This is a genomic window from Streptomyces sp. TRD_SC_5 (genome assembly GCF_056836825.1).
Window position 1 is genome coordinate 5,945,585 of record NZ_JBWZZS010000001.1, and the last position, 23,707, is coordinate 5,969,291.

General features: G+C 71.7%; 19 protein-coding genes and 1 pseudogene. 12 read left to right on the top strand and 8 right to left on the bottom strand.

Annotated features, from left to right (window positions below):
• The first annotated feature begins 77 nt into the window (after nucleotides 1–77).
• The 7 genes and pseudogenes from AC1P0E_RS27270 to AC1P0E_RS27300 all read left to right on the top strand — a co-directional run.
• Nucleotides 78–1,199 carry a DegT/DnrJ/EryC1/StrS family aminotransferase gene (locus tag AC1P0E_RS27270; RefSeq protein WP_482744752.1) on the top strand — a complete coding sequence of 374 codons (1,122 nt, stop codon included), beginning with the start codon at nucleotides 78–80 and terminating at the stop codon, nucleotides 1,197–1,199.
• A 15-nt stretch (nucleotides 1,200–1,214) separates the two neighbouring features.
• Nucleotides 1,215–2,276, top strand: a complete 1,062-nt coding sequence (locus tag AC1P0E_RS27275; protein ID WP_482744753.1) for a glucose-1-phosphate thymidylyltransferase — start codon at nucleotides 1,215–1,217, stop codon at nucleotides 2,274–2,276.
• Entirely contained in the window at nucleotides 2,273–3,268 is a 996-nt protein-coding gene (gene rfbB, locus AC1P0E_RS27280; RefSeq protein ID WP_482744754.1) for a dTDP-glucose 4,6-dehydratase, read from the top strand. Before AC1P0E_RS27275 ends, rfbB begins: the two co-directional genes overlap by 4 nt.
• A gap of 204 nt (nucleotides 3,269–3,472) precedes the next feature.
• On the top strand, nucleotides 3,473–5,095 hold the full coding sequence (gene cimA / locus AC1P0E_RS27285; protein ID WP_482744755.1) for a citramalate synthase: 1,623 nt from the start codon (nucleotides 3,473–3,475) through the stop codon (nucleotides 5,093–5,095).
• A gap of 379 nt (nucleotides 5,096–5,474) precedes the next feature.
• Entirely contained in the window at nucleotides 5,475–6,593 is a 1,119-nt protein-coding gene (locus tag AC1P0E_RS27290) for an acyl-CoA dehydrogenase family protein (protein WP_482744756.1), read from the top strand.
• A 4-nt stretch (nucleotides 6,594–6,597) separates the two neighbouring features.
• Nucleotides 6,598–8,106, top strand: a complete 1,509-nt coding sequence (locus AC1P0E_RS27295; RefSeq protein ID WP_482744757.1) for an NDP-hexose 2,3-dehydratase family protein — start codon at nucleotides 6,598–6,600, stop codon at nucleotides 8,104–8,106.
• Nucleotides 8,106–9,620: pseudogene (locus tag AC1P0E_RS27300) on the top strand (MFS transporter); the annotation flags it as partial. The gene AC1P0E_RS27295 and the pseudogene AC1P0E_RS27300, both read left to right, overlap by 1 nt.
• Nucleotides 9,621–9,851: 231 nt before the next feature.
• On the opposite strand, the gene AC1P0E_RS27305 reads toward AC1P0E_RS27300, so the two are convergent.
• The 5 genes from AC1P0E_RS27305 to AC1P0E_RS27325 form a co-directional block, all read right to left on the bottom strand.
• Complete coding sequence (locus AC1P0E_RS27305; RefSeq protein ID WP_482744758.1) at nucleotides 9,852–10,235, bottom strand: hypothetical protein; 384 nt, start codon at nucleotides 10,233–10,235, stop codon at nucleotides 9,852–9,854.
• A gap of 115 nt (nucleotides 10,236–10,350) precedes the next feature.
• Nucleotides 10,351–11,604 carry an NAD(P)/FAD-dependent oxidoreductase gene (locus AC1P0E_RS27310; RefSeq protein WP_482744759.1) on the bottom strand — a complete coding sequence of 418 codons (1,254 nt, stop codon included), beginning with the start codon at nucleotides 11,602–11,604 and terminating at the stop codon, nucleotides 10,351–10,353.
• Nucleotides 11,604–11,927, bottom strand: coding sequence for a 2Fe-2S iron-sulfur cluster-binding protein (locus AC1P0E_RS27315; RefSeq protein ID WP_482744760.1), 324 nt, complete (start codon nucleotides 11,925–11,927; stop codon nucleotides 11,604–11,606). Before AC1P0E_RS27315 ends, AC1P0E_RS27310 begins: the two co-directional genes overlap by 1 nt.
• A gap of 95 nt (nucleotides 11,928–12,022) precedes the next feature.
• A complete protein-coding gene (locus AC1P0E_RS27320) occupies nucleotides 12,023–13,264 on the bottom strand; it encodes a cytochrome P450 (protein ID WP_482744761.1) in 1,242 nt (413 codons plus the stop codon).
• A gap of 246 nt (nucleotides 13,265–13,510) precedes the next feature.
• Nucleotides 13,511–13,978 carry a hypothetical protein gene (locus tag AC1P0E_RS27325; protein WP_482744762.1) on the bottom strand — a complete coding sequence of 156 codons (468 nt, stop codon included), beginning with the start codon at nucleotides 13,976–13,978 and terminating at the stop codon, nucleotides 13,511–13,513.
• A 146-nt stretch (nucleotides 13,979–14,124) separates the two neighbouring features.
• Between AC1P0E_RS27325 and AC1P0E_RS27330 the strand changes: the two genes are divergently transcribed.
• The 3 genes from AC1P0E_RS27330 to AC1P0E_RS27340 all read left to right on the top strand — a co-directional run bounded on the left by AC1P0E_RS27330 (nucleotide 14,125) and on the right by AC1P0E_RS27340 (nucleotide 17,910).
• The gene (locus AC1P0E_RS27330) at nucleotides 14,125–15,246 is read left to right on the top strand and encodes an epoxide hydrolase family protein (protein ID WP_482744763.1); all 1,122 of its coding nucleotides are present in this window, start codon (nucleotides 14,125–14,127) and stop codon (nucleotides 15,244–15,246) included.
• A 34-nt stretch (nucleotides 15,247–15,280) separates the two neighbouring features.
• A complete protein-coding gene (locus AC1P0E_RS27335) occupies nucleotides 15,281–15,838 on the top strand; it encodes a hypothetical protein (RefSeq protein ID WP_482744764.1) in 558 nt (185 codons plus the stop codon).
• 119 nt (nucleotides 15,839–15,957) lie between these two features.
• Nucleotides 15,958–17,910: an amino acid adenylation domain-containing protein gene (locus AC1P0E_RS27340; protein WP_482744765.1), complete on the top strand. Its 1,953-nt coding sequence runs from the start codon at nucleotides 15,958–15,960 to the stop codon at nucleotides 17,908–17,910.
• Here the strand turns inward: AC1P0E_RS27340 and AC1P0E_RS27345 are convergent.
• The 3 genes from AC1P0E_RS27345 to AC1P0E_RS27355 all read right to left on the bottom strand — a co-directional run bounded on the left by AC1P0E_RS27345 (nucleotide 17,900) and on the right by AC1P0E_RS27355 (nucleotide 21,366).
• Entirely contained in the window at nucleotides 17,900–18,745 is an 846-nt protein-coding gene (locus AC1P0E_RS27345; protein WP_482744766.1) for an alpha/beta fold hydrolase, read from the bottom strand. The genes AC1P0E_RS27340 and AC1P0E_RS27345 overlap by 11 nt on opposite strands.
• 43 nt (nucleotides 18,746–18,788) lie before the next feature.
• Nucleotides 18,789–19,835, bottom strand: coding sequence for a ketoacyl-ACP synthase III family protein (locus AC1P0E_RS27350; RefSeq protein ID WP_482744767.1), 1,047 nt, complete (start codon nucleotides 19,833–19,835; stop codon nucleotides 18,789–18,791).
• Nucleotides 19,836–19,932: 97 nt separating this feature from the next.
• Nucleotides 19,933–21,366 carry an alpha/beta fold hydrolase gene (locus tag AC1P0E_RS27355; protein ID WP_482744768.1) on the bottom strand — a complete coding sequence of 478 codons (1,434 nt, stop codon included), beginning with the start codon at nucleotides 21,364–21,366 and terminating at the stop codon, nucleotides 19,933–19,935.
• A 146-nt stretch (nucleotides 21,367–21,512) separates the two neighbouring features.
• On the opposite strand from AC1P0E_RS27355, the gene AC1P0E_RS27360 reads away from it, so the two are divergent.
• Nucleotides 21,513–22,577, top strand: coding sequence for a sugar phosphate nucleotidyltransferase (locus tag AC1P0E_RS27360; RefSeq protein ID WP_482744769.1), 1,065 nt, complete (start codon nucleotides 21,513–21,515; stop codon nucleotides 22,575–22,577).
• Entirely contained in the window at nucleotides 22,574–23,554 is a 981-nt protein-coding gene (locus AC1P0E_RS27365) for an NAD-dependent epimerase/dehydratase family protein (RefSeq protein ID WP_482744770.1), read from the top strand. Before AC1P0E_RS27360 ends, AC1P0E_RS27365 begins: the two co-directional genes overlap by 4 nt.
• Nucleotides 23,555–23,707: the final 153 nt, after the last annotated feature.

Here is a 23,707-nt window from a genome sequence, read left to right on the forward strand (position 1 = left end):
ACCCGACTGCGCCACCACACATTGCGGGCACCGGGACGACGGACCGTCCGACGGAACTGATGGAGGCTGACCCACCCATGACCACCTATGTCTGGGACTACCTGCCGGAGTACGAGACCGAGCGGAAGGACATCCTCGACGCCGTCGAGACCGTGTTCGGCTCCGGCCAACTCGTCCTCGGAAAGAGCGTGCGGGGCTTCGAGGAGGAGTACGCCGCCTGGCACGGCGTACGGCACTGCACCGGAGTCGACAACGGAACCAACGCGCTGAAACTGGCGCTCCAGGCCCTCGGCGTCGGACCGGGCGACGAGGTGATCACCGTCTCCAACACGGCCGCGCCGACCGTGCTGGCGATCGACGGGGCCGGTGCCACACCCGTCTTCGTCGACGTCCGCGAGAGCGACTTCCTCATGGACACCGACCTGGTCGCCGCGGCCATCACCCCCCGCACCAAGGCCCTGCTGCCGGTGCACCTCTACGGCCAGTGCGTGGACATGGCACCGCTGCGGCGGCTCGCCGAGCAGCACGGCCTGAAGATCCTGGAGGACTGCGCCCAGGCGCACGGCGCGCGCCACCACGGGGCTCTGGCCGGGACCCTGGGCGACGCGGCCGCGTTCTCCTTCTACCCGACCAAGGTGCTCGGCGCGTACGGCGACGGCGGAGCCGTCGTCACGGACGACGAGGCCGTCGACAGCAGTCTTCGCCGACTGCGCTACTACGGCATGGAGAAGACGTACTACGTCGTCGAGACCCCCGGCCACAACAGCCGCCTCGACGAGGTCCACGCCGAGATCCTGCGCCGCAAGCTGCCCCGCCTGGACAGTTACGTCGAGGGGCGGCGCGCGGTGGCCCGCCGCTACGAGGAGGGACTCGCCGACCTGGCCGGCCCCGGCGGGCTGATCCTGCCCTCGACGAACCCCGGCAACGAACACGTCCACTACGTGTACGTCGTCCGCCACCCGCGGCGCGACGAGATCATCGAGGCGCTGAAGCGCCACGACATCTGCCTCAACATCAGCTACCCGTGGCCGGTCCACACCATGACCGGTTTCCAGCACCTCGGTTACCTCACGGGTTCCCTTCCGGTCACCGAGCGGCTCGCGGGCGAGATCTTCTCGCTGCCGATGTACCCCTCGCTGCCCCCGGAGACCCAGGACCGGGTCATCGGTGCTCTGCGTGAGGCGCTGACCGCGCTCTGAGGAGGTCTGACGACGATGAAAGCACTCGTGTTGGCCGGAGGGGTCGGCAGCAGGCTGCGCCCCTTCAGCCACTCCATGCCCAAACAGCTCATGCCGATCGCCAACAAACCGGTTCTCGTCCATGTGATGGAGAGTCTCCGTACGCTCGGAATCCGGGAGGTCGGACTGGTCGTCGGCGACCGGGGACCGGAAATCGCCGCCGCGCTCGGGGACGGTTCCCCGCTCGGCGTACGCATCACCTACATCCAGCAGGACCACCCGCGCGGGCTCGCCGACTGCATCGCGATCTCCCGGGACTTCCTCGGCGCCGACGACTTCGTGATGTACCTCGGCGACAACGTACTGACCGACAGCGTCAAGGACATCGCGGACGAGTTCCGTGCCGCGCGCCCCGCCGCCCAGGTCGTGGTGCACTCCGTGCCCGACCCGCGCGCCTTCGGCGTCGCGGAGATCGACGCCGAAGGCCGGGTGCTGCGGCTCGTGGAGAAGCCACAGCGGCCGCGCAGCGACCTCGCCGTGATCGGCGTGTACTTCTTCACCCCGGCCATCCACGAGGCGGTCGCCGCCATCGAGCCCAGCGCCCGCGGCGAACTGGAGGTCACCGACGCCATCCAGTGGCTGGTCTCGAACGGTCACGACGTTCGGGCCCGCACCTACCGGGGGTTCTGGAAGGACACCGGCAGGGTCGAGGACGTCCTGCACTGCAACCGCACGCTGCTCGACGGCCTCAAGCCGTCCGTCGCGGGAGAGGTCGACGGCGCCAGCGTGCTGATCGGCGCGGTCGTCGTCGAGGAGGGCGCCCGGATCGTACGGTCCAGGATCACCGGCCCCGCGATCATCGGAGCGGGCACCCGCGTCGAGGACAGCGCCGTCGGCCCGTACACGGCGATCGGCCGGGACTGCGTGCTCGGGGCCGCCGGCATCGAGGACTCCATCATGCTCGACGGCGCCCAGGTGCGGCGGGTCACCGGCGTGCACGGCTCGGTGATCGGCCGGGACGCCACGCTGTCCTGCGACGCCGACGCGGGCCGCAGCCGGCTGGTTCTCGGCGACCACTCCAGCGTGGTGGTCGCATGAGGGTCTTCGTGACAGGCGGCGCGGGCTTCATCGGCTCGCATTACGTCCGAACGCTTCTCGCGGGCGGCTACCCGGGCTTCGAGCAGGCCCAGGTGACGGTCCTGGACAAGCTCACGTACGCCGGAAACCGCGCCAATCTGCCTTCCGACCACCCGCGGCTCACCTTCGTACGGGGTGATGTGTGCGATCGCGGGCTGCTGTTCGACCTGCTTCCAGGACACGACGTCGTCGTGCACTTCGCGGCCGAGTCGCATGTCGACCGGTCGCTCGTCGACGCCTCCGACTTCGTCCGTACCAACGTCGCCGGCACCCAGACCGTGCTGGACGCCTGCGTCGCCGCGGGGGTCCAGCGGGTGGTGCACATCTCCACCGACGAGGTGTACGGCTCCATCGACGAGGGCTCCTGGACCGAGGAATGGCCGCTGCTGCCCAACTCCCCGTACGCCGCGACCAAGGCGGCCAGTGACCTCGTCGCCCGCTCCTACTGGCGCAGCCACGGTCTCGACCTGTCCATCACCCGGTGCTCCAACAACTACGGCCCCTATCAGCACACGGAGAAGCTGATCCCGCTGTTCGTCACCAATCTGATCGAGGGAGAGCCGGTCGGTCTCTACGGGGACGGCAGCAACGTCCGCGAATGGCTCCATGTGGACGACCACTGCCGGGCGGTGCAACTCGTCGTCACCCGAGGACGGCCCGGCGAGATCTACAACGTCGGGCGAGGCAACGAGCGCACCAACCGCCAGATGACGGACCTGCTCCTGAGCCTGTGCGGCGCCGACCCGGACCTCGTACGGGCGGTCCCGGACCGCAAGGGGCACGATCTGCGCTACTCGCTCGACGACGGCAAGATCCGGGAGGAGCTGGGCTTCACGCCCCGGGTGCCGTTCGAGCAGGGCCTCGCCGACGTAGTGGCCTGGTACCGGGACAACTCCCTGTGGTGGCGGCCGCTCAAGCACGGCGACCGGCCGCTGCCGGTCGCCCCACGCTGAGCACTACCGGCACAAGGGGCCCCTCCGCCCCTTCCGCCCCCTCCGCCACCTCCCTCCGGAGGGAGCGGAGGGGGCGGACGCGTCCGGGCCCCGCCCGCCCGCCGTGTCGACCACCGCTCCAGGTCCCTTCGAGCCCGCCGCCGGACGGTGGCCGGACCAGAGTCGCGGTGTGACGGGCATCGGCGGCGCGAAAGAGGAGGGGCGATGGCCGAGGAGAGCCTGCAGCTCTACGACACGACCCTGCGCGACGGCAGCCAACAAGAAGGCATGGTGCTCAGCGTCGACGAGAAGCTCGCCGTCGCCCGCCATCTGGACGCCCTCGGAGTGGGATTCATCGAGGGAGGCTGGCCGGGGGCGGTGCCGAGAGACACCGAGTTCTTCCACCGGGCCCAGACCGAACTGCATCTACGACATGCCGAGTTGGTGGCCTTCGGTGCCACCCGCAGGCCCGGTGTCGTAGTTTCCGTCGACCCCCAGGTGCGCGCCCTGCTGGCGGCCGGGACATCAGTCATCACCTTGGTCGGCAAGAGCCACACCGGGCATGTGGAGCGCGCACTGCGCACCACACTCGCCGAGAACCTCGCCATGATCGGCAGCACCGTACGGCACCTCGTGCACGCGGGCAGGCGCGTCTTTCTCGACGCCGAGCACTACTTCGACGGGCATCGCCTCAACCGCGACTACGCCCTCGCCGTCGTCCGCACCGCCGCGGAGGCCGGTGCGGAGGCCGTCGTACTGTGCGACACCAACGGCGGGGCCCTGCCCGACGAGGTCGCCGCGGTGGTCGCCGACACCATCGCCATGACGGGTGCCGCGGTCGGCATCCACTGCCACGACGACACGGGTTGCGCCGTCGCCAACACCATGGCCGCCGTCGACGCCGGAGCCGTACACGTCCAGGGGACCGCGCACGGTTACGGCGAACGCTGCGGCAACGCCAGCCTGTTCACCGTCATGGGCAACCTCGTCCTCAAGCGCGGCCGGCAGGTGGTCGCCCCGGCGCTGCTCGCCGGCCTGGCCGCCACCGGACGCTCCATCACGGAGATCACCGGCGTCGCCCCACGCCCCGCCGCCCCCTACGTCGGCGCGTCCGCGTTCACGCACAAGGCGGGACTGCACGCCTCCGCCCTGCGCGTCGACCCCGACCTCTACCAGCACATCGACCCGGCCCTGGTGGGCAACGTCATGCGGACACTGGTCTCCGACATGGGCGGCCGGTCGTCCGTCGAACTCAAGGCACGGGAACTGGGTTACGACGTCGCCGCCGGCTCACCGGCGGTGGCCCGCGCCGCCGCCCGCGTCAAGGAACTGGAGAGCGACGGCTACAGCTTCGAGTCCGCCGACGCCTCCTTCGAGCTGCTGCTCAGCGAGGAGCTGGCCGGCAGCGCGGCGCAGCCGCCGTTCCAGGTCGAGTCCTGGCAGGTCTCCGTCGCCGGACAGCGCGACGGCGAGGTGAGCACCGAGGCGTCCGTACGACTGCGGATCGACGGCGTCCCGCTCGCCGCGACCGGCCACGGAAACGGACCAGTCAACGCGCTCGACCGGGCCCTGCACCAGGCCCTCGACCCGTTCTTCCCACAGCTCGCCCGCCTGGAGCTGGTGGACTACCGGGTGCGCGTCCTCACCGGCGAGACCGGCAGCGGCGCCGCCGCCCGCGTGATGATCACCTACCGGGACGGCGAACGCCACTGGGGCACCGTGGGCGTGGACCAGAACACGGTCACGGCGAGCTGGCGGGCCCTGCTCGACGCCGTCCACTACGTGCTCCTCGACGACGCGCGCCCCGGGCGAGGCCCCATGCCCCTCGCCACCGCCTGCGTGGGCTAGGTGGCGGGTTGTCCAGGATCACGCAGAGCGGGGCGCCGTCCAGACGGGCTGTCCTGATCGACTTCAGTGCGGCCAGGGAGTTCACAGCGCCCCTGCGGGCCCGCGCACGCGTCGCGGGCCGGATTCTGGCTGGTGGGCGTGCGTACACGGGCCCGCTTGCGCGGTGTGCGGTGCGTGCGCCCATCGCTGTCGCATGTCGTCTCTGCGGGGCGGGGCCTTCTGTGCGCCCGCGGGGTCCAGCACGGATGCAGCAGGTCTCGAGACAGGTGCGGAAGGCTCGTGGCGCGGACGGACCGGCCGGGCCATTCGGCCCGTTGCCGCGTCACCGTTGGACCATCGACCACCCCGTACCCGCTCTATCAGCCAGGAGGTCACGAGGATGCCTGCCGACAAACAGCCGGACACCGGGACGGCCCGAGCCGCCGAGGCTTTGCGTGTCCTCGCCGCTCGGCATGCCGCCGACGCCGACAGCAGCCGCAAGCTCGCCCGGGAGGTGGCGGACGCTGTCCGTGAGGCCGGCTTCCCGCGCCACTTCGTGGCGCAGAAGTGGGGTGGCGCCGAAGGCTCGTTCGCCGAACTGACCCGCGCCGTCGTCACCGTCGGACAGGGCTGCGCCTCGACCGCGTGGTACGCCTCGCTCGCCGCCTACTCCGCGCGGTTTGCCGCGCACCTTCCCCATGAGGGGCAGCAGGCCGTGTGGGGCGAGAGTCCCGACACGGTGATCGCGACAGCCCTCATGCCGGCCGGCCGGGCCACCCTGACGGACGATGGATGGCGGCTCAGCGGACGCTGGGGATACGTCAGCGGGATCGACGTCGCCGACTGGGCGCTGGTCTGCGCGATCGTTCCGGGCGCCGACGGCCCGCCGGCCATGCGGTTCTTCGCCCTGCCGTGGGGCACCTGGACCGTCGAGGCCACCTGGGACAACGTCGGTATGCGGGCGACCGGAAGCCACACCGTCACTGTCAACGACGTACTGGTGGCCGAGCACTTCTCCTTCGACCGCCAGGAACTGCTCACCGGCCGCAACAGCTCCTCGGACCTTCCCGTCCACAACGTGCCGCTCCAGGCGGTCAGCGGACTGCCGTTCATCGCACCCGTGGCCGGTGCCGCGGCAGGTGCTTTGGAGGCCGCCGCAGCTACCGTCACCGGGCGCCGCAGGACGCCCGCCAAAGAGGTGAAGCTGGTCCGTGCCGCCGGCCGGATCGACGCGGCCCGGCTGCTCATCGAACAGAACGCCGATGCCGCCGACACCCACCGGTTCACCCGCGAGCTCCTGGCCCGCGGCGAGCGCAACGCGACCTTCGCAGCCGAGACGCTCCAGGACGCGGCCGCACTCCTCGTCTCCGTCGCCGGCACCGGCGGCCTCGGCGAGGCCCACGACCTCCAGCGGCACTGGCGCGACATCACCACGGCGACCAGCCATGTGGCGTTGCAGTACGAGACGTCCGCGGCCAGGAACTACGCGGCGGTCCTCCTCGGCCCGGTGGAGGACTGACCCCATGTCCACGGACGTACTGCGGGTTCCGGCTCCCGAGGAGACCGGTCCCGGGAGCGTGACCGGGACCGGTCCTGGTACCGGCCCGGCCCGGCGGCTCGCGCGTTCTGCCGCCGTCACCGGGGCAGGCAGCTGGATGCGTACCGCCGAGGTGGCCGACTGGCTCGAACAGCGGCGTCTGGCACACCACTTCGCCGTACACCGCATCCCTTTCGCCGGCCTGGCCGGCTGGTCGTTCCAGCCGGGCACCGGGAACCTGGGCCATGACAGCGGGCGGTTCTTCACCGTCGAAGGGCTGCGGGCGGCCGTGGAAAGCGGCCCCTACCGCACCTGGCAGCAGCCCGTTGTCCACCAGCCCGAAGTCGGCGTACTGGGCATCCTGGCCAAGGAGTTCGACGGGGTCCTGCACTTCCTGCTGCAGGCCAAGATGGAGCCCGGCAACCCGAACCTGCTGCAGCTCTCCCCGACCGTGCAGGCGACCCGCAGTAACTACACCAAGGTCCACCGGGGCGCGGACGTGCGCCACCTCGACCGCTTCCTGCACCCGGAACGCACCGGCGGGCGGGTGCTTGCCGACGCGCTGCAGTCGGAGCACGGCTCCTGGTTCTTCCGCAAGAGCAACCGGAACATGATCGTCGAGGTGTACGACGAGATCCCGGCACACGACGACTTCCGCTGGCTCACACTGGGGCAGATCGGTGAACTGCTGCGCCAGGACAACGTGGTGAACATGGACGCCCGCTCCGTGCTGGCCTGCGCTCCCGTGACCGGCCCCGAGGACGCCCCGGCCCATGCCGCCCTGCACTCCGGCACCCGGCTCCTGTCATGGTTCACCGCCGAACGCTCCCAGTACGTCCACGCGGAACGCGTGCCGCTCGACGGCCTGGAGGGCTGGCACCGGGGTGGCTGGTCCCTGGAACGCGACGACGGTCGCTTCTTCCGGGTTGTCGCTGTCTCCGTCGAGGCCGGAAACCGCGAAGTGAGTGGCTGGTCGCAGCCGTTGATCGAGCCGGTGGGCCGGGGGGTCACCGCCTTCCTCGTACGCCGGTTCCACGGGATCCCGCACCTGCTGGTGCATGCCCGCGTCGAGGCCGGGCTGTGCCACGGGGTGGAGCTGGCGCCGACGGTGCAGTGCGTCCCCGAGAATCACGCGCATCTGCCCGCCGTGCACCGGCCCCCCTTCCTCGACCTGGTGCTCGGCGCGACCAGCGCCGACGGTCCGGCGGGTGGCGACGGTTCGGAGGGGCGCATCGTCTACGAGGCCGTGCATTCCGAGGAAGGCGGCCGCTTCCTCAACGCGGAGAGCCGCTACCTGATCGTCGAGGCGGCCGGAGGCCCTGCGGCCCCCGACGTCCCGCCGCCCGGCTACTACTGGGCCACCGCGGCCCAGCTCGGCTCACTGGCCGAGCACGGCTACTACCTGAACGTCCAGGCCCGCAGCCTGCTGGCGGTCCTGGGTACCGGCGCCGCCGGTCCGGCACTGAACCCCCGAAGTCCGTACGGAGGACACTGATGACAGAAGCCGCCACACCCGCCGACCCCCTGCGCAGGGCAGGTAGACGGGAATGGATTGGACTCGCTGTCCTGGCCCTGCCCACGCTGCTGATCTCGATGGACGTGACCGTCCTGTACCTGGCGGTCCCGCAGCTCAGCGCCGACCTGGCGCCCAGCAGCTCCCAACTGCTGTGGATCCTGGACATCTACGGGTTTCTCGTGGCCGGATTCCTGATCGCCATGGGCACCCTGGGCGACCGGATCGGCCGCCGCAGACTGCTGCTCATCGGCGCCGCGGCCTTCGGCGCCGCGTCGCTGCTGGCGGCCTGGTCGACCAGCGCCGAGATGCTCGTCGCGACCCGGGCCCTGCTGGGCATCGCCGGCGCGACGCTGATGCCGTCCACGCTGGCACTGATCCGCAACATGTTCCACGTACCGTCCCAGCGCACCGCCGCCATCGCCGTGTGGATGTCGAGCTTCACCGTCGGCATGACGATCGGCCCGCTGGTCGGCGGCTCGGTGCTGGAGCATTTCTGGTGGGGCGCGGTGTTCCTCCTCGCCGTGCCCCCGATGGTGCTGCTCCTGGTCGTCGGGCCGGTGCTGCTGCCCGAGTACCGGGACCCGAAGCCCGGCCGGCTCGACCCGGCGAGCGTCGCGCTGTCCGTCGCGGCCATGATCTCGCTGGTGTACGGGGTCAAGGAGCTGGCCAAGGACGGTTTCGCGCCGGTGCCGCTGGTGGCCCTGGCGGCGGGGCTCGTCCTCGGAGTGGTGTTCGTGCGGCGTCAGCGCGGATCGGCCGATCCGATGCTGGATCTGCGGCTGTTCTCCAACCGTGCGTTCAGCGCCTCCCTGGCGACCCTGACCCTGACCCTGTTCGCGATGTCGGGGCTGTTCTTCTTCCTGTCCCAGTACATGCAACTGGTGCTCGGTCTCTCGCCCTTCGAGGCCGGGCTGTGGACGCTGCCGCAAGCGGGCGGCATGATCCTCGCCGCGTCGGTCACGCCGGCGCTGGTGAAGTTCGTCCGCCCGTCCTACGTGATGGGCGGCGGCCTGGTGGTCGCCGCGGTCGGCTTCCTGATGTTCACCCGGCTCGACGGGTCCGGAGACCTGGCGACGATGGTGGCCGGTTCCATCGTGTTCGCGGTTGGTGTCAGCCCCATCTCCATCATGGGTGTGGACATGATCGTCGGAGCCGCGCCGCCGGAGCGGGCGGGGGCCGCGTCGGCGATCTCGGAGACCAACCAGGAGTTCGGGATGGCGATCGGCGTCGCCGTCCTCGGTAGTGTGGGTACCGGCGTCTACCGGGCGGTGCTGTCGGACACCATGCCGGCCGGTGTGCCCGGTCCCGCCGTCGAGACCGCGCGCGACACGCTCGGCGGAGCGCTGGAGGTCGCCGGCACGCTGCCCGCGGAGACCGGGGCGCGGCTCGTGGACGCCGCCCGGCAGGCGTTCGTGGACGGACTGCACGTCAACGCGGTGATCGCTGCGGCACTCGTGCTGGTCGCGGCCGTGCTGGTGGTGGTGCTGCTGCGGAACGTGCGGCCCGGCGACGCCGAGGCCGCGGTGTACGGCGACGGGAAGGACGCCGACGCCCCGGCGGCGGCCGGCCCGGAGGCGGGCGCGGACGCCGGTCCGGGTGCGGAGACGGGTGCGGTCTCGGGTACGGGATCGGGTGCGGTCTCGGGTACGGGATCGGGTGCGGAATCCGGGACGGCGGAGCATTCCCGTACCGCTGTCTGAGCGCACTTCTCGGCCCCGGCCCGGTCATCCCGGGCCGGGGCCGTCCGGCGTCCCCGCCCGGTGTCTGGCCTCCGCGGTCACCGTGACCCGCTTGGTGCGCAGGGTGCGCCCTTCGGCGTCCTGTACGAGGGAGACACCCTCGCTGGTGAACGTGGACCCGCTCAGCGCCGCCCGCTGGTCGATGTCCACCCAGCCCGCGCAGTGACCGTCCTGGTCGTAGAGGGGCTCGGCGATCCGGTAGGTGAACGCGCCGGGGCCGGTCGGCTCCCAGTGGCCGGCGCCGCCGCCCGCCAGGAAGACACGGCCGTCCCGGGTGAAGTGGAAGACGTTCTCCGAGGTCTCGGACTCCCTGCCGATGCGCGCGGTCCACGCGCCCGCCGGTCCGTCGCGGTGTGGGGTGTCAGCCATGCGGCCACCCTGCGCCCACCGCCTCGAAGACCTGTCGAGCACGCGTCGAACGCGACGGAAGCCGGGCAACCGCTTCGGCGGCGGCCCGGCTTCCCGTGGTCCGGCTCGGGTCTTCCTACAGCGGCTGACGCGAACGCTGGTACTCCTTGAGGTCGAAGCCCTGGCGCGCCACCTCGTCGAGGGTAGGGCGGGCGGCGTCGTCCCCGGCCAGCAGCCGGCGTGTGATCATGTGGTCGGCCGCCCGGTTGACCGACTCCGTGCCGAGCAGTCTGCCCTCGCGGAAGCAGAAGACCGAGAACCGGCCCTCCGCCACGTCCCCGGTCACGACCGTGCGGTCGTACCCGGACGTTATGCCCGCCATCTGGACGCGCAGACCGTACTGCTCCGTCCAGAACCAGGGCACGGCGCTGTACGGGCGCGGGCTGCCGCAGATCGCGTCGGCCACGCAGCGCGCCTGGTCCGAGGCGTTCTGCACCGACTCCAGGCGCAGCCGGCGGCCCGTCGCGGGGCTGGGGAAGCGGGCGCAGTCCCCGATGGCGTACACCGGGCCGGCCGCGCGCAGCGTCCGGTCGACCAGGATGCCGTCACCGACCGGCAGGCCCGCGTCCGCGGCGAGTTCGGTACGGGGGTGCACGCCCACACCCATCACCACCAGGTCCGCCGCCACGCGTTCGCAGCCGTCGAGCTCCGCGATCCGTACGTGTCCCGAGGCGTCGCCGCGCAGCGCGAGCACCTCCCGGCGGAGCAGGATTCTGGTGCCCCGCGCACGGTGCTCTGCGGTGAGCCGGTCGGACAGGGCCGCGGTGGTGGCGCGCTCCATAATGCGCGGTCCCGCTTCGACGACCGTGACCTCCAGGCCCAGCAGGTGGGCCGTCGCGGCCAGTTCGAGCCCGACGAAGCCGCCGCCCACGATCAGCAGGTGCGCGCCGGGCCGCAGCCCGGCCCGCAGCGTGTCGGCGTCGCCCAGGTCCCGCAGGGTGTGGACGCCGGCGAGGTCCGCGCCGGGCAGCGGGAGGCGGCGCGGGCGGGCTCCGGTGGCCAGGACGAGGTGGTCGTACCCGATGGCCGTGCCGGTCGCCAGGATGACCCGTCCGCCGCCGCGGTCGACCTCGGCCACCGACGTGCCGGTGAGCAGACGGATGTCCTGGCTCTCGAAGAACGACCGTGGCCGGAGGGTGAGTTCGTCCTGCGAGGCGACGCCGGCGAGGTACCCCTTCGACAAGGGCGGACGCTGGTACGGAAGGGCCTCCTCCGTACCGATCAGGGTGATCCGCCCGTCGAAACCGCGGCCGCGCAGCGCCGCCGCGGTCTCCAGGCCGCCCTGCCCCGCGCCCACGACGACGACCGAGCGAGCCGACGGCCCGGCCATCAGGACTGGCTCTCCGGGAGATGCACCAGCAGGCCGTCCACGGCTTCGGTGACGGGGAGCTGGCAGCTCAGCCGGCTGGTGGCGCGCCGAGGGCTGGCCGTGCCGTACAGCACGTCGTCCTCCGACTCGTGCATCGGCGGCAGGGGCAGGGTGTTGGCCTCGTCGACGTAGACGTGGCAGGTGCCGCACTGGGCCGAGCCGCCGCACTGCGCCTCGATGCCGTCGATGTTGTTCATCTTGGCGCCGCGCATCACGCTGTTGGGTGCGGCGACGTCGACGACGGTGTCGGTGCCGTCCGGGCTCCGGTAGGTGATCTTGGCCATGGGGTGTCCTCCTCGGGCTGTGTCGGTCTGGGCCGGGGGGTGGTGGCGTCCGGGCTGTGGTGGGGGCCCGGGGCTGTGGTGGCGGTCCGGCCGTCTCACCAGGCGACCGGCAACTCCCACAGGCCGTAGATGACGGCGCCCTCCTTGCGCGGTATCTCCGCGAAGGGCTTCGCCAGCCGCAGCGTCGGAATGCGCTCGAACAGCTTGCTCCACACGATCTCCAGCTCCAGCCGCGCCAGGTCGGCGCCGATGCAGTGGTGCACCCCGTGGCCGAAGCCCAGGTGCTTGCGGCTGCCCCGGGCGAGGATGAGCTTCTCCGGCTCCGGGAAGACCTCGGGGTCGCGGTTGGCGGCGAGACCGAGGCACAGGATGCCGTCGCCCTTGCGGATCACCTGGCCGCCGATCTCGATGTCCTCCAGGGCGACGCGCGGCACGGCCGTGTCCCCGATGGTGGCGATCCGGATGAGCTCCTCCACGGCCGGCTTGACCAGCGCCGGGTCCGCCTTGAGCAGCTCCAGCTGCTCGGGGTTCTCCAGCAGGCAGGCCGTGCCGAGGGAGATCTGACTCGCCGTGGTCTCGTGACCCCCGTTCATCAGCAGCCGGACCATGTTGAACAGGTCCCGGTCGGTGTACTCCTCGCCGGACGACTCGTAGTCGGCCATCGCCCTGCTGAGCAGGTCCTCGCCGGGCTCGCGCTTCTTGAGCTGGATCAGTTCGTCGACGTACGCGTTGACCTCGACGATCGCCGCCTGGCGCTCCTCGGCGCTGCTGTGCCCGCCGAGCAGGGCCGTGCCGTGCTTGATGAAGAAGTCGTGCTTGTCGTGCGGGATGCCCAGGAGTTCGCAGATGACCGTCATCGGAACCGGCAGGGAGAAGGCGTGGTGCAGGTCGACGGGCGGCGACATCGTCAGCATCCGGTCGAGGTGCTCGTCGACGATCTGCTCGATCCTCGGCCGCAGTTTCTTCACCTGGCGGCTGGTGAAGGTGAGAGCGGCCTTGCGGCGGGTGGTCGTGTGCGCCTCGCCGTCGTACCCGATGAAGGACGTCTCGGTACGGAACTCCGGCGGCGCGATGAAGTAGAAGGGGAAACCGGCGTGCTTGCGCGAGGCGCTGACCCGGGGGTCGGTGAGCAGCCGGCGGATCGTCTCGTAACCCGTCACCGTCCAGATCCGCAGCCCGGAACCGGCCAGCGTGACCTGCGAGACGTCCTTCTCGATCATCTCCGGGTACTCGGCGGGCATGGAGAACGGGCAGCCGCGCTGGTACGGGAAGGTCTTCTGCTCGGCGTCGGCGTCGGCGCCGGACGGGCTGGTGCTGGTGCTTGTGCTGGACGTCATGATGGTCCCTTCGGTCGGCGTGGGCCGCGAGGTCAGCAGTGTCGCCATGCCTCCTCAGTCCCGGATGGAGTCACGCTCAAGGCCCCCTGCAGACGGCGTTCCCGGCCTCACCGACCGGCCCGGCGGCCGGTACGAGGACGCCAGCGCCGAACCCCGGCCGGCACCCCCGTGAAGTGCCGGCCGAGGCCGGGCCGAGCGAGAGCGATCTCGTACGGGATCCAGTACGGTCCGGCCGCCCCGCGCCGCCTACGCGCAGGCGGCCGGGTCCACCGAGCCAGTCCGTACCGCGGTGATCTTCACCGGGACCTTGCTGTCGACCGTCCCGTCCGGGCGGTACACGGTGGACACACCGGAGCTGGAGAAGGACGACCCGTTGGGCATCGTGCCTGCCTGATCGATGTCGACCCAGCCCTCGACGGCGCCGCCCGCGTCGTACCACATCTCCCGTATGTGGTAGTCGAACGTCCGCTCTCCCTGTCTGCCCCATGTGCCCTTGCTCGCACCGGCCGGCGAGACCAGGCACACCTTCCGGTCCAGGCCGAAGGACATCTGTACGTCGTAGACGGCGCCCTCGCGGGTCACCGTCGCCCGCCAGTCGCCCACCGGGCTGTAGAAACCCGGTGCGCTGGCGGCCTCCGCTGTTCCGGCGGCCAGCGGGGACAGCAGGCCGAGCGCGGCCGCACAGACGACGGCCCGGCGCGACGGGCTGGACATCACGTTGTTCCTCTTCAGCCATTTCGGCCTCATCCGATTCATGACACGGAGTGTTGCCCCGCGTCCTCTCACCGCACTCGACCGCTGCTGTAGGGCACCGCCCTAGCGTCTGCGCGAAACGAAACAAGCCACGGAGGAGGCACCGGATGAGCTCAGCCATCGAGCCCTACCGGGCGGACGTTCCGGAGACCGGTCTTGACGATCTCCGCGCCCGGCTGAGCAACACACGCTGGCCGGACAAGGAAACAGTGGACGACTGGACGCAGGGCGCACCGCTGGAACAGGTGAGGGAGCTGTGCCGGTACTGGGCGCGGGACTACGACTGGAGGGCCACCGAGCGCAGGCTGAACGCGATCCCGCAGTTCACCACGGAGATCGACGGGCTGGAAGTTCACTTCCTGCACGTACGCTCGCCCCACCCCGGGGCCGTACCGCTGCTGCTGACGCACGGATGGCCCAGTTCCGTCGTCGAGTTCCTCGACCTGATCCCCCGGCTCATCGACCCGGAGGACCCGGCCGACGCCTTCCACGTCGTCTGCCCGTCCCTCCCGGGACACGGCTTCGGCCCCCGGCCCACCGGCACCGGATGGACCGTCCGGCGGACCGCGGGCGCCTGGGCCGAGCTCATGGCGCGCCTCGGGTACGACGGTTACCTCGCTCACGGCGGCGACTGGGGATCGTGGGTGTCGGCGGCGCTCGGCAGCATCGACGCCGAGCATCTGCGGGGCATCCACCTGACCATGCCGGTCGCCGGGCCGCCCGGGCGGCAGGTCGAGCTGGACGAGCGGGACCGGGCGGCCATGACCCGGATGCAGGGCTTCGGTAAGAACCGCTCCGGATACGCGGCCATCCAGGCAACCCGCCCCCAGGCCCTCGGGTACGGGTTCGCCGACTCGCCGGCCGCCCAACTCGCTTGGATCGTCGACCGGTTCTGGCAGTGGGCGGACCACGACGGCGACCTGGAGAAGGCGATCCCGCGTGACCGGCTGCTGGACATCGTGTCGATGTACTGGCACAGCAACACCGGGGCCTCGTCGGCCCGGCTGTTCTGGGAGAGCTTCGACAAGGAGCCGATGGCGCCGACGGACGTCCCGACCGGCTGCTCGGTGTTCCCCAAGGACGCCTGGCTGCCCCGCGCCTGGGCCAGGGAGCGTTTCACCGATCTGCGGTACTGGCGGGACCTGCCCGACGGCGGGCACTTCCCGGCTCTGGAGCGGCCCGACGTCCTGGCCGCCGAACTCCGCGCGTTCCACCGCACCCTGGGCTGACCGGCCCCGGGTGGCAGACCGGTACCACCACGCCTTGACCGTAGACAAGAGAGAGGACCCGGCGGAGATGACCGTGCGGAAGAGCAACTACAGGACCAGGTTCGTACTCCCGGCGGCCGTGGGGCTCGCCCTGACCGCGGCCCTGACCGCCCCGGCCGGCGCCACGGCCGCGCCCGCCGGATCCGGCCACGAGGTGGCGAGCGGGATCGCGATACGCACCAGCACCCCGGTCGGGAAGTGGGAGGGCACGGTGGAGCACGCCCAGGGGTCCGGCAACGTGACGCTGTCGTTCCACCGCAACGGCGTGATGTGCCTGGCCTCCGGCGGCGGTCCGGAGGGCGGTGGCTCGGGCAAGGGCGCGTGGAAGCGCACCGGCAAGAACACCTTCGCCTTCCAGGTCAAGGAGCGGCTGTACGAGGCCGACGGGACCACGGTCGGTTACGTCGACGTCAACCAGCGGGCCGTGCAGCAGGGCGCCGCCTTCGCGAGCTCGGGCATATCGAAGATCTATGACGCGGACGGCACGTATCTCTCGTCTGCGGAGGCGAAGGTCAAGGTGAGCCGCGTCTCCACCACTCCGGGGGCCTGCTGACCTGTCCACGCTGCGCCCGTCCACCGCTCCAGGACACCACCCCGCGTGTTCGAGCCCGGGTCGAGCAGGCTGACGCACCCTCGGCGGACAGACCAACCACTCCCCGAGGAGCGTTCGAGGTGAATCCTTTCGACAACCGGGACGGGCAGTTCGACCTGGTGGTGAACGGCGAGGGCCGGCACGCGCTGTGGCCGGCCCCGCTGAACCGGCCCGAAGGATGGCGGTCCGTGCACAGCGGGAGCCACGCCGACTGCCTGACGTACGCGTCGGAGCACTGGACGGACATGCGCCCGCAGGGCCCGGCCGGCCCGCACCCGGCGGGCCCGCGGCACGTGTCGGCCGCCGAGCTGTTCGAGCGGAGGGCGGCGCTGGTGCCCGACGCGACCGCCGTCGTCTTCGAGGACACCGAGATCGGTTACACCGAGCTCAACGCGCGGGCGAACCGGATCGCGCACCGCCTGATCGAGCGCGGCATCGGCCCCGAGGACGTCGTCGCGCTCCTGCTGCCCCGCTCGGCGGAGCTGGTCGTGACGCTGCTCGCGATCCTCAAGTCAGGGGCGGCGTACATGCCCGTCGACACGGAGTACCCGCAGAAGCGCAAGGAGCTGATGTTCCGGCTGGCCCGCCCGTCCTGCGTGATCGACGCGGACTTCCTGGCGGGGCTTGAGCAGGAACGGGACGGCGGCGCTGAGCGCACCGGCGCGCGCCGCAACCCCGTCGACGCCGACCGGACCCGGCCGCTGACCGCCGACAGCGCGGCCTACCTCGTCTTCACCTCCGGATCCACCGGCACCCCCAAGGGCATCGTCATGCACAGCGGCGGGCTGACGAACCTGCTGCGCTGGCAGCACGGCAGCCTGCCGGGCGGTCCCGGTGTGCGCACGGCCCAGTTCGCCGCCATCGGCTTCGACGTGTCGGTCCAGGAGATCCTGTTCGCGCTGGTGTCGGGCCGAACCCTCGTCGTCCCCCGCGACGGCATCCGCCGCGACCCCGAGGCCGTCGTCGACTGGCTGGAGCGGCAACGGGTGAACGAGCTGTTCGCGCCGACCGCCGTACTGGACGCGCTGCTGACCTCCGCCGCCGAACAGGGCAGCACACTGCCCGCCCTCACCGACGTAGTCCAGGCCGGCGAGGCCCTCCATGTCGACGGCGGGCTGCGGGAGTTCGGGCGCCGTACGCCCTTCCGGCTGCACAACGAGTACGGCCCCGCCGAGACCCACGTCGTCCTGGCCCACAGCCTGTCGGCCGAAGCCGGCGGATGGCCCGCGGCGGTGCCGGTCGGCACCGAGGTCACCGGCACGCGGTCGTACGTCCTCGACGAGTCGCTGCGGCCCCTGCCCGACGGCTCTTCCGGCGAGCTCTACCTCGCCGGGGCCCAGGTCGCCCGCGGCTACTGGGACCGCCCGGACCTCACCGCGCAGCGCTTCGTGCCCGACCCGTTCGGGGGCCCGGGGGCGGTCATGTACCGGTCCGGGGACCTGGTCCGCCGGGGGCCCGGAGGAGTGTTCGAGTTCCTCGGGCGCGCCGACGACCAGGTGAAGATCCGCGGGTACCGCGTGGAGCCCGGCGAGGTCGAGGCGGTGCTGCTCGGTCACCCCGCGGTGGCGCAGTGCGCCGTGGTGGCCCGTCAGGACCCGGCGGCCGGGCCCCGGCTGGTGGCGTACACCGTCGGCGCGGCGACCGAGGAGGAGCTGCGGTCCCGGCTGGCCGACCTGCCGGACTACCTGATGCCGTCCGCCTTCGTACGCCTGGAGAGCTTCCCGCTGTCCCCCAACGGCAAGATCGACCGCAAGAACCTGCCCGCGCCGGGCCGGGCGCCCGACCCGTCGGCCGGACACCGGACCGAGACCGAGGCGCTGTTCTGCGAGATATTCGCCGAGGTGCTGAAACTGCCCGACGTCGGCCCGCACGACGACTTCTTCCGGCTCGGCGGCCACTCCCTGCTCGCCACCCGGCTCACCGCGAAGATCCGTCAGCGGACCGGCCGGAGGGTGCCGGCGCGCCGTGTGTACGACGCTCCGACACCCTCCGCGCTGTCCACGCTGACCGAGGAGCTCCTCGTCAGCCCCTGACGGACGACTGGGCTGTCAGGAACTCCAGCACGTCCCGTGCGAACTGCGGGTTGTTGAAGGTCCCGATGTGGCCGGCGCCCTCGTAGACCACGAGCCTGGCGTCCGGCAGCCCCTCCGCCGTACGACGGCAGACCTCGGGCGGGCAGGCACGGTCCTGTCCGCCCGAGATCACCAGCGTGGGTACGTGGATGTCTTGCAGCCGGTCTTGTACGTCGAAGGCCGCTTCGGCCCGGACGAACGCCACCATGTCGGCGGGCTCCTTGGGCCGGACGAACGGGTCCGCCAGCCACATCAGCGGCGCGACCACCCGGGCCAGAGCCGCGCTCTTGAAGGAGATCCGCGCCGTGTGGTGCAGGGCGCGCCGCCCGGCCTCGGACGCCTCGGCGTACCGCATCTGGGCGTCGCGCGCCTCGTCGCCCATGGTGTGGCCGGCCATGGCCAGCACCATGCGCTTGAACACCTCGGGATGGTCCGCGGCGAGCTGCATCGCGACCGAACCGCCCGAGGAGGTGCCGAGGATGTGCACCGGCCCGGCGAACCGTTCGGTGAGGGCCTCCGCGTGCTGCTCGGCGATCTGCGCCATGGTCGTGCCCGGGGCCATGCCCGGGGCACGGTTGACGGCGTAGACCCGGTAGCGCTCGGCCAGCGGCGCGAGCTGCTTCAGCTCGACGCCTCGCTCCCAGCCCCCCGGGTTGGTGTGGCTGTCGGTGAACCAGCGCAGCACCACCAGGGGTTCGTCGCCCGTGCCGAGCGCGCGGTAGGGGAGCCCGTGCTTCAGGGTCCCCTCCTCCACGTTCAGGTGTGCGAACTTGTCCTTCTTGTCCTTGTCAGCCATCGGTGTTTCCTCTCCTCAACAGGAGGTCTCGGTGGGGGGTGTGTCAGGCGGCGGGAGCGGGCATGTCGACGAGGAACTCCAGGACCGCGACCGTCCAGACGAAGCCCGCGGTGGCCCCCATCGCGATCAGCAGGTCGCCCTTGCGCGGGGCCCGCTCGGCCACGACGTGGTCCAGGCTGATCAGGTGGTCCCCGGCGCCCATGTGCCCGAGGTCCCGCGCCCACTCGTAGGTGGTCGTGGCCGGGTCGACACCCAGGGCTTCGTGGTAGGCGAACTGCACGGTCGGCAGGTTGATGTTGGGGTGCACAAAGAATCGGGTGCTCGCCAGGTCCGTACCGGCCTCCTTGAGGGCGTCCTCCAGCACCCGGACGCTCATCGAGCCGATTTTCTCGCCCATGACGTCCAGGTTGTCCTCGTTGTGCGTCATGTAGTCCCGGACCCTGGTCCGCAGGTCCACCGGCTTCCCGTCGGCGAACGGCGCGGGGGTCCAGCCCCGGGTGCCGCGCAGGAACGGCTCCAGCGACGGATCGCCGTACGACACGGTGGCCCGCAGCCTGGCGAAGCCGCCCTGATTGCTGAGGACCACCGCGCCGGCGCCGTCGCCGTGCGCCAGGGCGTCGTCGGAGTTCCAGCGGTCGAAGTACGGCAGGCGGTGCGCGTCGCCGGCGGTGACCAGGACGGCGCCCGGCGCGGGGCGGGCGGCGAGGTGCGAGGCCGCCATCTCCAGGGAGAACAGGCCGCCGTTGGAGTTCTGGAGGATTTCCACCGCCGGGGCGGCGCCGCCGACCGTCTCGTTCTGGACGTAGCTGGCCGGGGTCCACACCTCCTGGCCCTGGTGCAGCACATACGAGTGGACGGTCAGGCCGAAGTCCTCGGATTTCAGGCCGGAGGCGGCCACCGCGCGGCGCCCGGCTTCGGCCGCCATGACCGGCCCGGTCTCGTCCGGGCCGGCCACGCGCACCGCGCGTATGCCGTGGGCGGCGCACTCCCCGGCGTCGGCCAGCCCTTCCGCGACGGCCTGGTCGGCCGTCTGGATCTGCTCCGGCAGGTACGAGCCGGTGCCTGCCACGTAGATGTTGTCCCAGCGCATGTCGTTCCCCTGTGGTCGCTCGCTGTTGGTTCTGTTCTGTTCTCTGTCGGTCTGTGTGTCTGAAGACGTGCCGCCCCCGCGGTCCGTCCAGCCGGTCTCAGCCCTCGGGGACGGCGGGGCGCGGCTCGCCCGGTACCCGGGTCTCGCTGTCGCCCGGCAGCTCCCCGTCCAGCAGGTAGCGGTTGACGTGCGCGTCCACCGCCGCGTTGCCCCCGAGGGCGTAGATCTCGTGCCCCCCGGAATCGACCACCCGGATCAGCCGGTACCCCAGCCGCGCCGCCATGGCCCGCCCGCCCTCGTGGTGGTCCAGCGGGTCGCCGTCCGCCTGGACGACGAGGCCCGTCGGCCCTCCGCCGTGCCGCAACCGCGTGGCCGGCTCCGGAGGGGTGAACGTCCGGAAGGTGCCGACCCAGGGCTGGGCGCGCATCACGCCGAGCCCGTACGGGCAACGCTCCCGGAAGTCGCGCATGTCCCGCTCGTAGACCGTGAGATCCACCGGCCAGTCGGTTTCGCTGGTGACTGCCTCCAGCACCGCCTCGCGCCGGGTCCCGGCCGGGCGTCCTGGGCGCCACTCCGACTGGCCGGACAGCAACTTCCCGGCCATCGCCGTATCGCCCGACTCCGCGGCAGCCAGCAGATCCCCGATCAGTCGGCCGAGCCGGTCCCACCGGGACCGGTTCGCGGCCAGGGTCCCGACCACGGTGTCGAAGGAGGTACGCAGGGCTCGGCCGCCGGCCGGCGCGGCGAGGGCGGACGCGGTCCGTTCCACTGAGCCGATCACGGCCGCGGCGTCCGCGCCCAGACCGAAAGCGGACGGCCGCCGGCCGGTCCACCGGGCCCAGGCGTCCACGTTCTCCCGGGTCGCCTCCGCCTGGGACTTGAACTGTTCGCGCCAGTCCCAGTCGGGGTGCACGGACGAGTCCAGGACGCTGCGGTCGAGACGGTCGCCGAACATCGTGCCGTACACCGCGCCCAGCAGCGTCCCGTACGCCCAGCCGACGAAGCTCAGCTTCTCCTCGCCGAGCAACGACCGGATCAGGTCCATGTCGCGGGCGCTGTTCCGGGTGGAGACGTACGGGCGCAGCTCGCCGCCCGCGCGCCGGCAGCCCTCCTCGCGTTCCCGCATGTCATCGGCCAGCGCGGCGAAGACGGCGTCCGGCGGCCGGGAGTCGAACGGCACCGTCGTCGGGCTGTCCTCGCCCTCGAGACGGGTGGAGGCACCCGTTCCGCGCGGGTCGAACCCGATGAGGTCGTACACCTCGCCCAGCGGGGTCGCGGCGGCGAGCCGGGCGGGCAGCCCCCGGCCGATGCCGTTGTCCCCGCCGGGCCCGCCGTTCACGGACAGCAGAATGCCCCGGCGTCGCCCGGGGTCACCCGTGGCCCGGACCCGGCTCAGGGCGAGCGTGATGCGCGGGCCGTCGGGACGCGCGTAGTCGAGCGGAACTCGGATCTCGGCGTGTTCGAGTTGTCCGTACGGCGCGTCGGCGGATTCCACGGGTGTCCACCGCACGGTATCGGTCCCATTGGTCATGCTCCGCACCTTGCCGCCGGCGCCTCGAGAGGGGGTGGAGCCGGGCGCGCGCGTACCGCCGGCCGTCCGGGGCGTCCAGTTGGGCTGCAGCCTGCCTCAAGGCGGCACGGGCAGCTTGGCCTTCCTGACTGCGACAGGAGGCATCCATGAAAGCCCTGGTCCTGTGCGGGGGTTCGGGGAGTCGACTGCGCCCTCTGAGCCACTCCATGCCCAAGCAACTGATGCCGGTGGCCAACCGACCTGTTCTCATCCGGGCGGTGGAGAGCCTGTGGGAGCTGGGCAACGAGGAGATCGGAGTGATCGTCGGTGACTGGCAGGACGAGACCGAAGCGGTGCCGGGACACGGTGCCGCGCACAGCGCCCGCGTCATCTGCATCTCCCAGCCGGCGCCGCTGGGCCTGGCGCACTGTGTCCTGCTCGCCCGCGAGTTCTTTGAAGGCAGGGTGACCCGGCTCGTCGAGAAGCCGCGGCAGCCGGTGACCGATCTCGCCGTCGTCGGCGTGTACTTCTCCACCCCGGCCCTCGATGACGCCGTCGAGCCCGGCGCCCGCGGCGAACGGGAGATCACCGACGACGTCGTCAGGGACTGCCCGGATCGGCCCGCACACCTCGATCGGATCCGGCTGCACACTCGAAGCCGCCGGGATCTCCGACTCCATCCAGCTGCCGGGCGCCCGTGCGCAGCACGTCAGCGGTGTGCACGGCTCGGTCCTCGGCCGCGAGGCGACCACCGGCCGGGGCGTGGCAGGCCTCCGGCTCGTGGCCGGCGACAGCACCTGGGTGGAGACCGCGGCGTGAGACTCCTCGTCACCGACGGGGCCGGACTCATCGGCTCTGCCTGTGTGCGCAACGCGCTGGACGGCACCCTGACCCGCCTGGGCGACGCCCGGATCACCATCCTGGACAAGCTCACCTACGCCGGCAGCACCGACCAACCGCCCCTCGGGCATCCCCGGCTCGACTTCGTCCGCGACATCTGCGATCTGCCGCTCCTCCTGGATCTGCTGCCCGGGCATGACGCGGTGGTGCACTTCGCCGCTGGATCTTCCGTCGACCGTTCCCTCCAGGACGAGGCGGCCTTCGTCGTCAAGAACTCCCCGTACGCCGCGTCCAATGAGCCCGCGGCGCCCTTCGAGCGGGGCCTGGCCGAGCCGGTGGTCTGGCACCGCCACCGGCTCTTCGCGGGCGCCTGGGCCAGGGCCGCGTCATGAGCGGGGACGGCGGAGGTGGCGTACTCGTCCTCGGAGGCACCGGCTTCGTGGGCCGGCAGGTGTGCGCGGCATTCGCCGCAGACGGCCGCCGGGTGCTGGCCGCCTCCCGGAACCCGCAGCCGCCGGCCTGGCCTGCGCAGCCCGGTGTACGGCCGGTGCGGCTGGACCTCGGCGCCGCGTCGGCCGCCGCCCCGCTGGCCCGGCTCCTGGACACGGAACGGCCCACCACCGTCGTCAACTGCGTGGGCAGCATCTGGGGGCGTACTGCCGAGGAGATGGCGCCCTCGATCGTCGCTCCGACCGAGCGGCTCGTCGAGGCCCTCGCCCTGGCCGCCGCACGACCGCGCCTCGTCCACCTGGGGTCCGTTCTCGAATACGGCCCGGTGGCACCGGGTACGACCGCCCACGGCCCGGCCAGGCCGGACACCCCGTACGGGAAGGCCAAACTCGCGGCCACCGAGACCGTCCTGGCCGCGCACGCCGCCGGGACCCTCGACGCGCTCGTCCTCAGGATCGCCAATGTGGCCGGGCCCGGAACGCCCGGCGTCAGCCTGCTCGGGCAAGTGGCCGCGCGCCTCGCCGCGTGGGACGGCGGGGCTGCCGGGCCGGTGGTGATCGAGCTGTCGCCGCTGCGGGCACACCGCGACTACGTGGACGTACGGGATGTCGCCGACGCGGTTGTCGCCGCGGCACGGACGTCCGTACCCGCATCGGGACAGGTGGTCGACATCGGACGCGGTGTGGCCGTGCCCGTGAGGGAGCTGGTCGAGCTGCTCGTCTCGACCAGCCTCGTCCCTGCCCGGCTGGCCGAAGTCGAACGGGGCGGGCCGGGCGGTGGGGGGCCGGGCGCGGCCGACTGGATGCGCGTCGACCCCGGACCGGCCCGGGAGCTGCTGGGGTGGTGGCCCTGCCGGTCCCTGGAGGACGCGGTACGGGCCTATTGGGAGCAGTACACGGCCGAGTCACGGGCCGCCTGACGGAATGCGTGGATGAGGGGGCACCGGCCGGTGCCCCCTCATCCACGTTCATCCATGTACGCAGTCCGTCATACCGACGCCGGCACCTCGCGCAGCGCCTCGATGCTGCGGTCCTGCACATCACGCGGGAGCGAGGGGTACATCGGCGGCGAA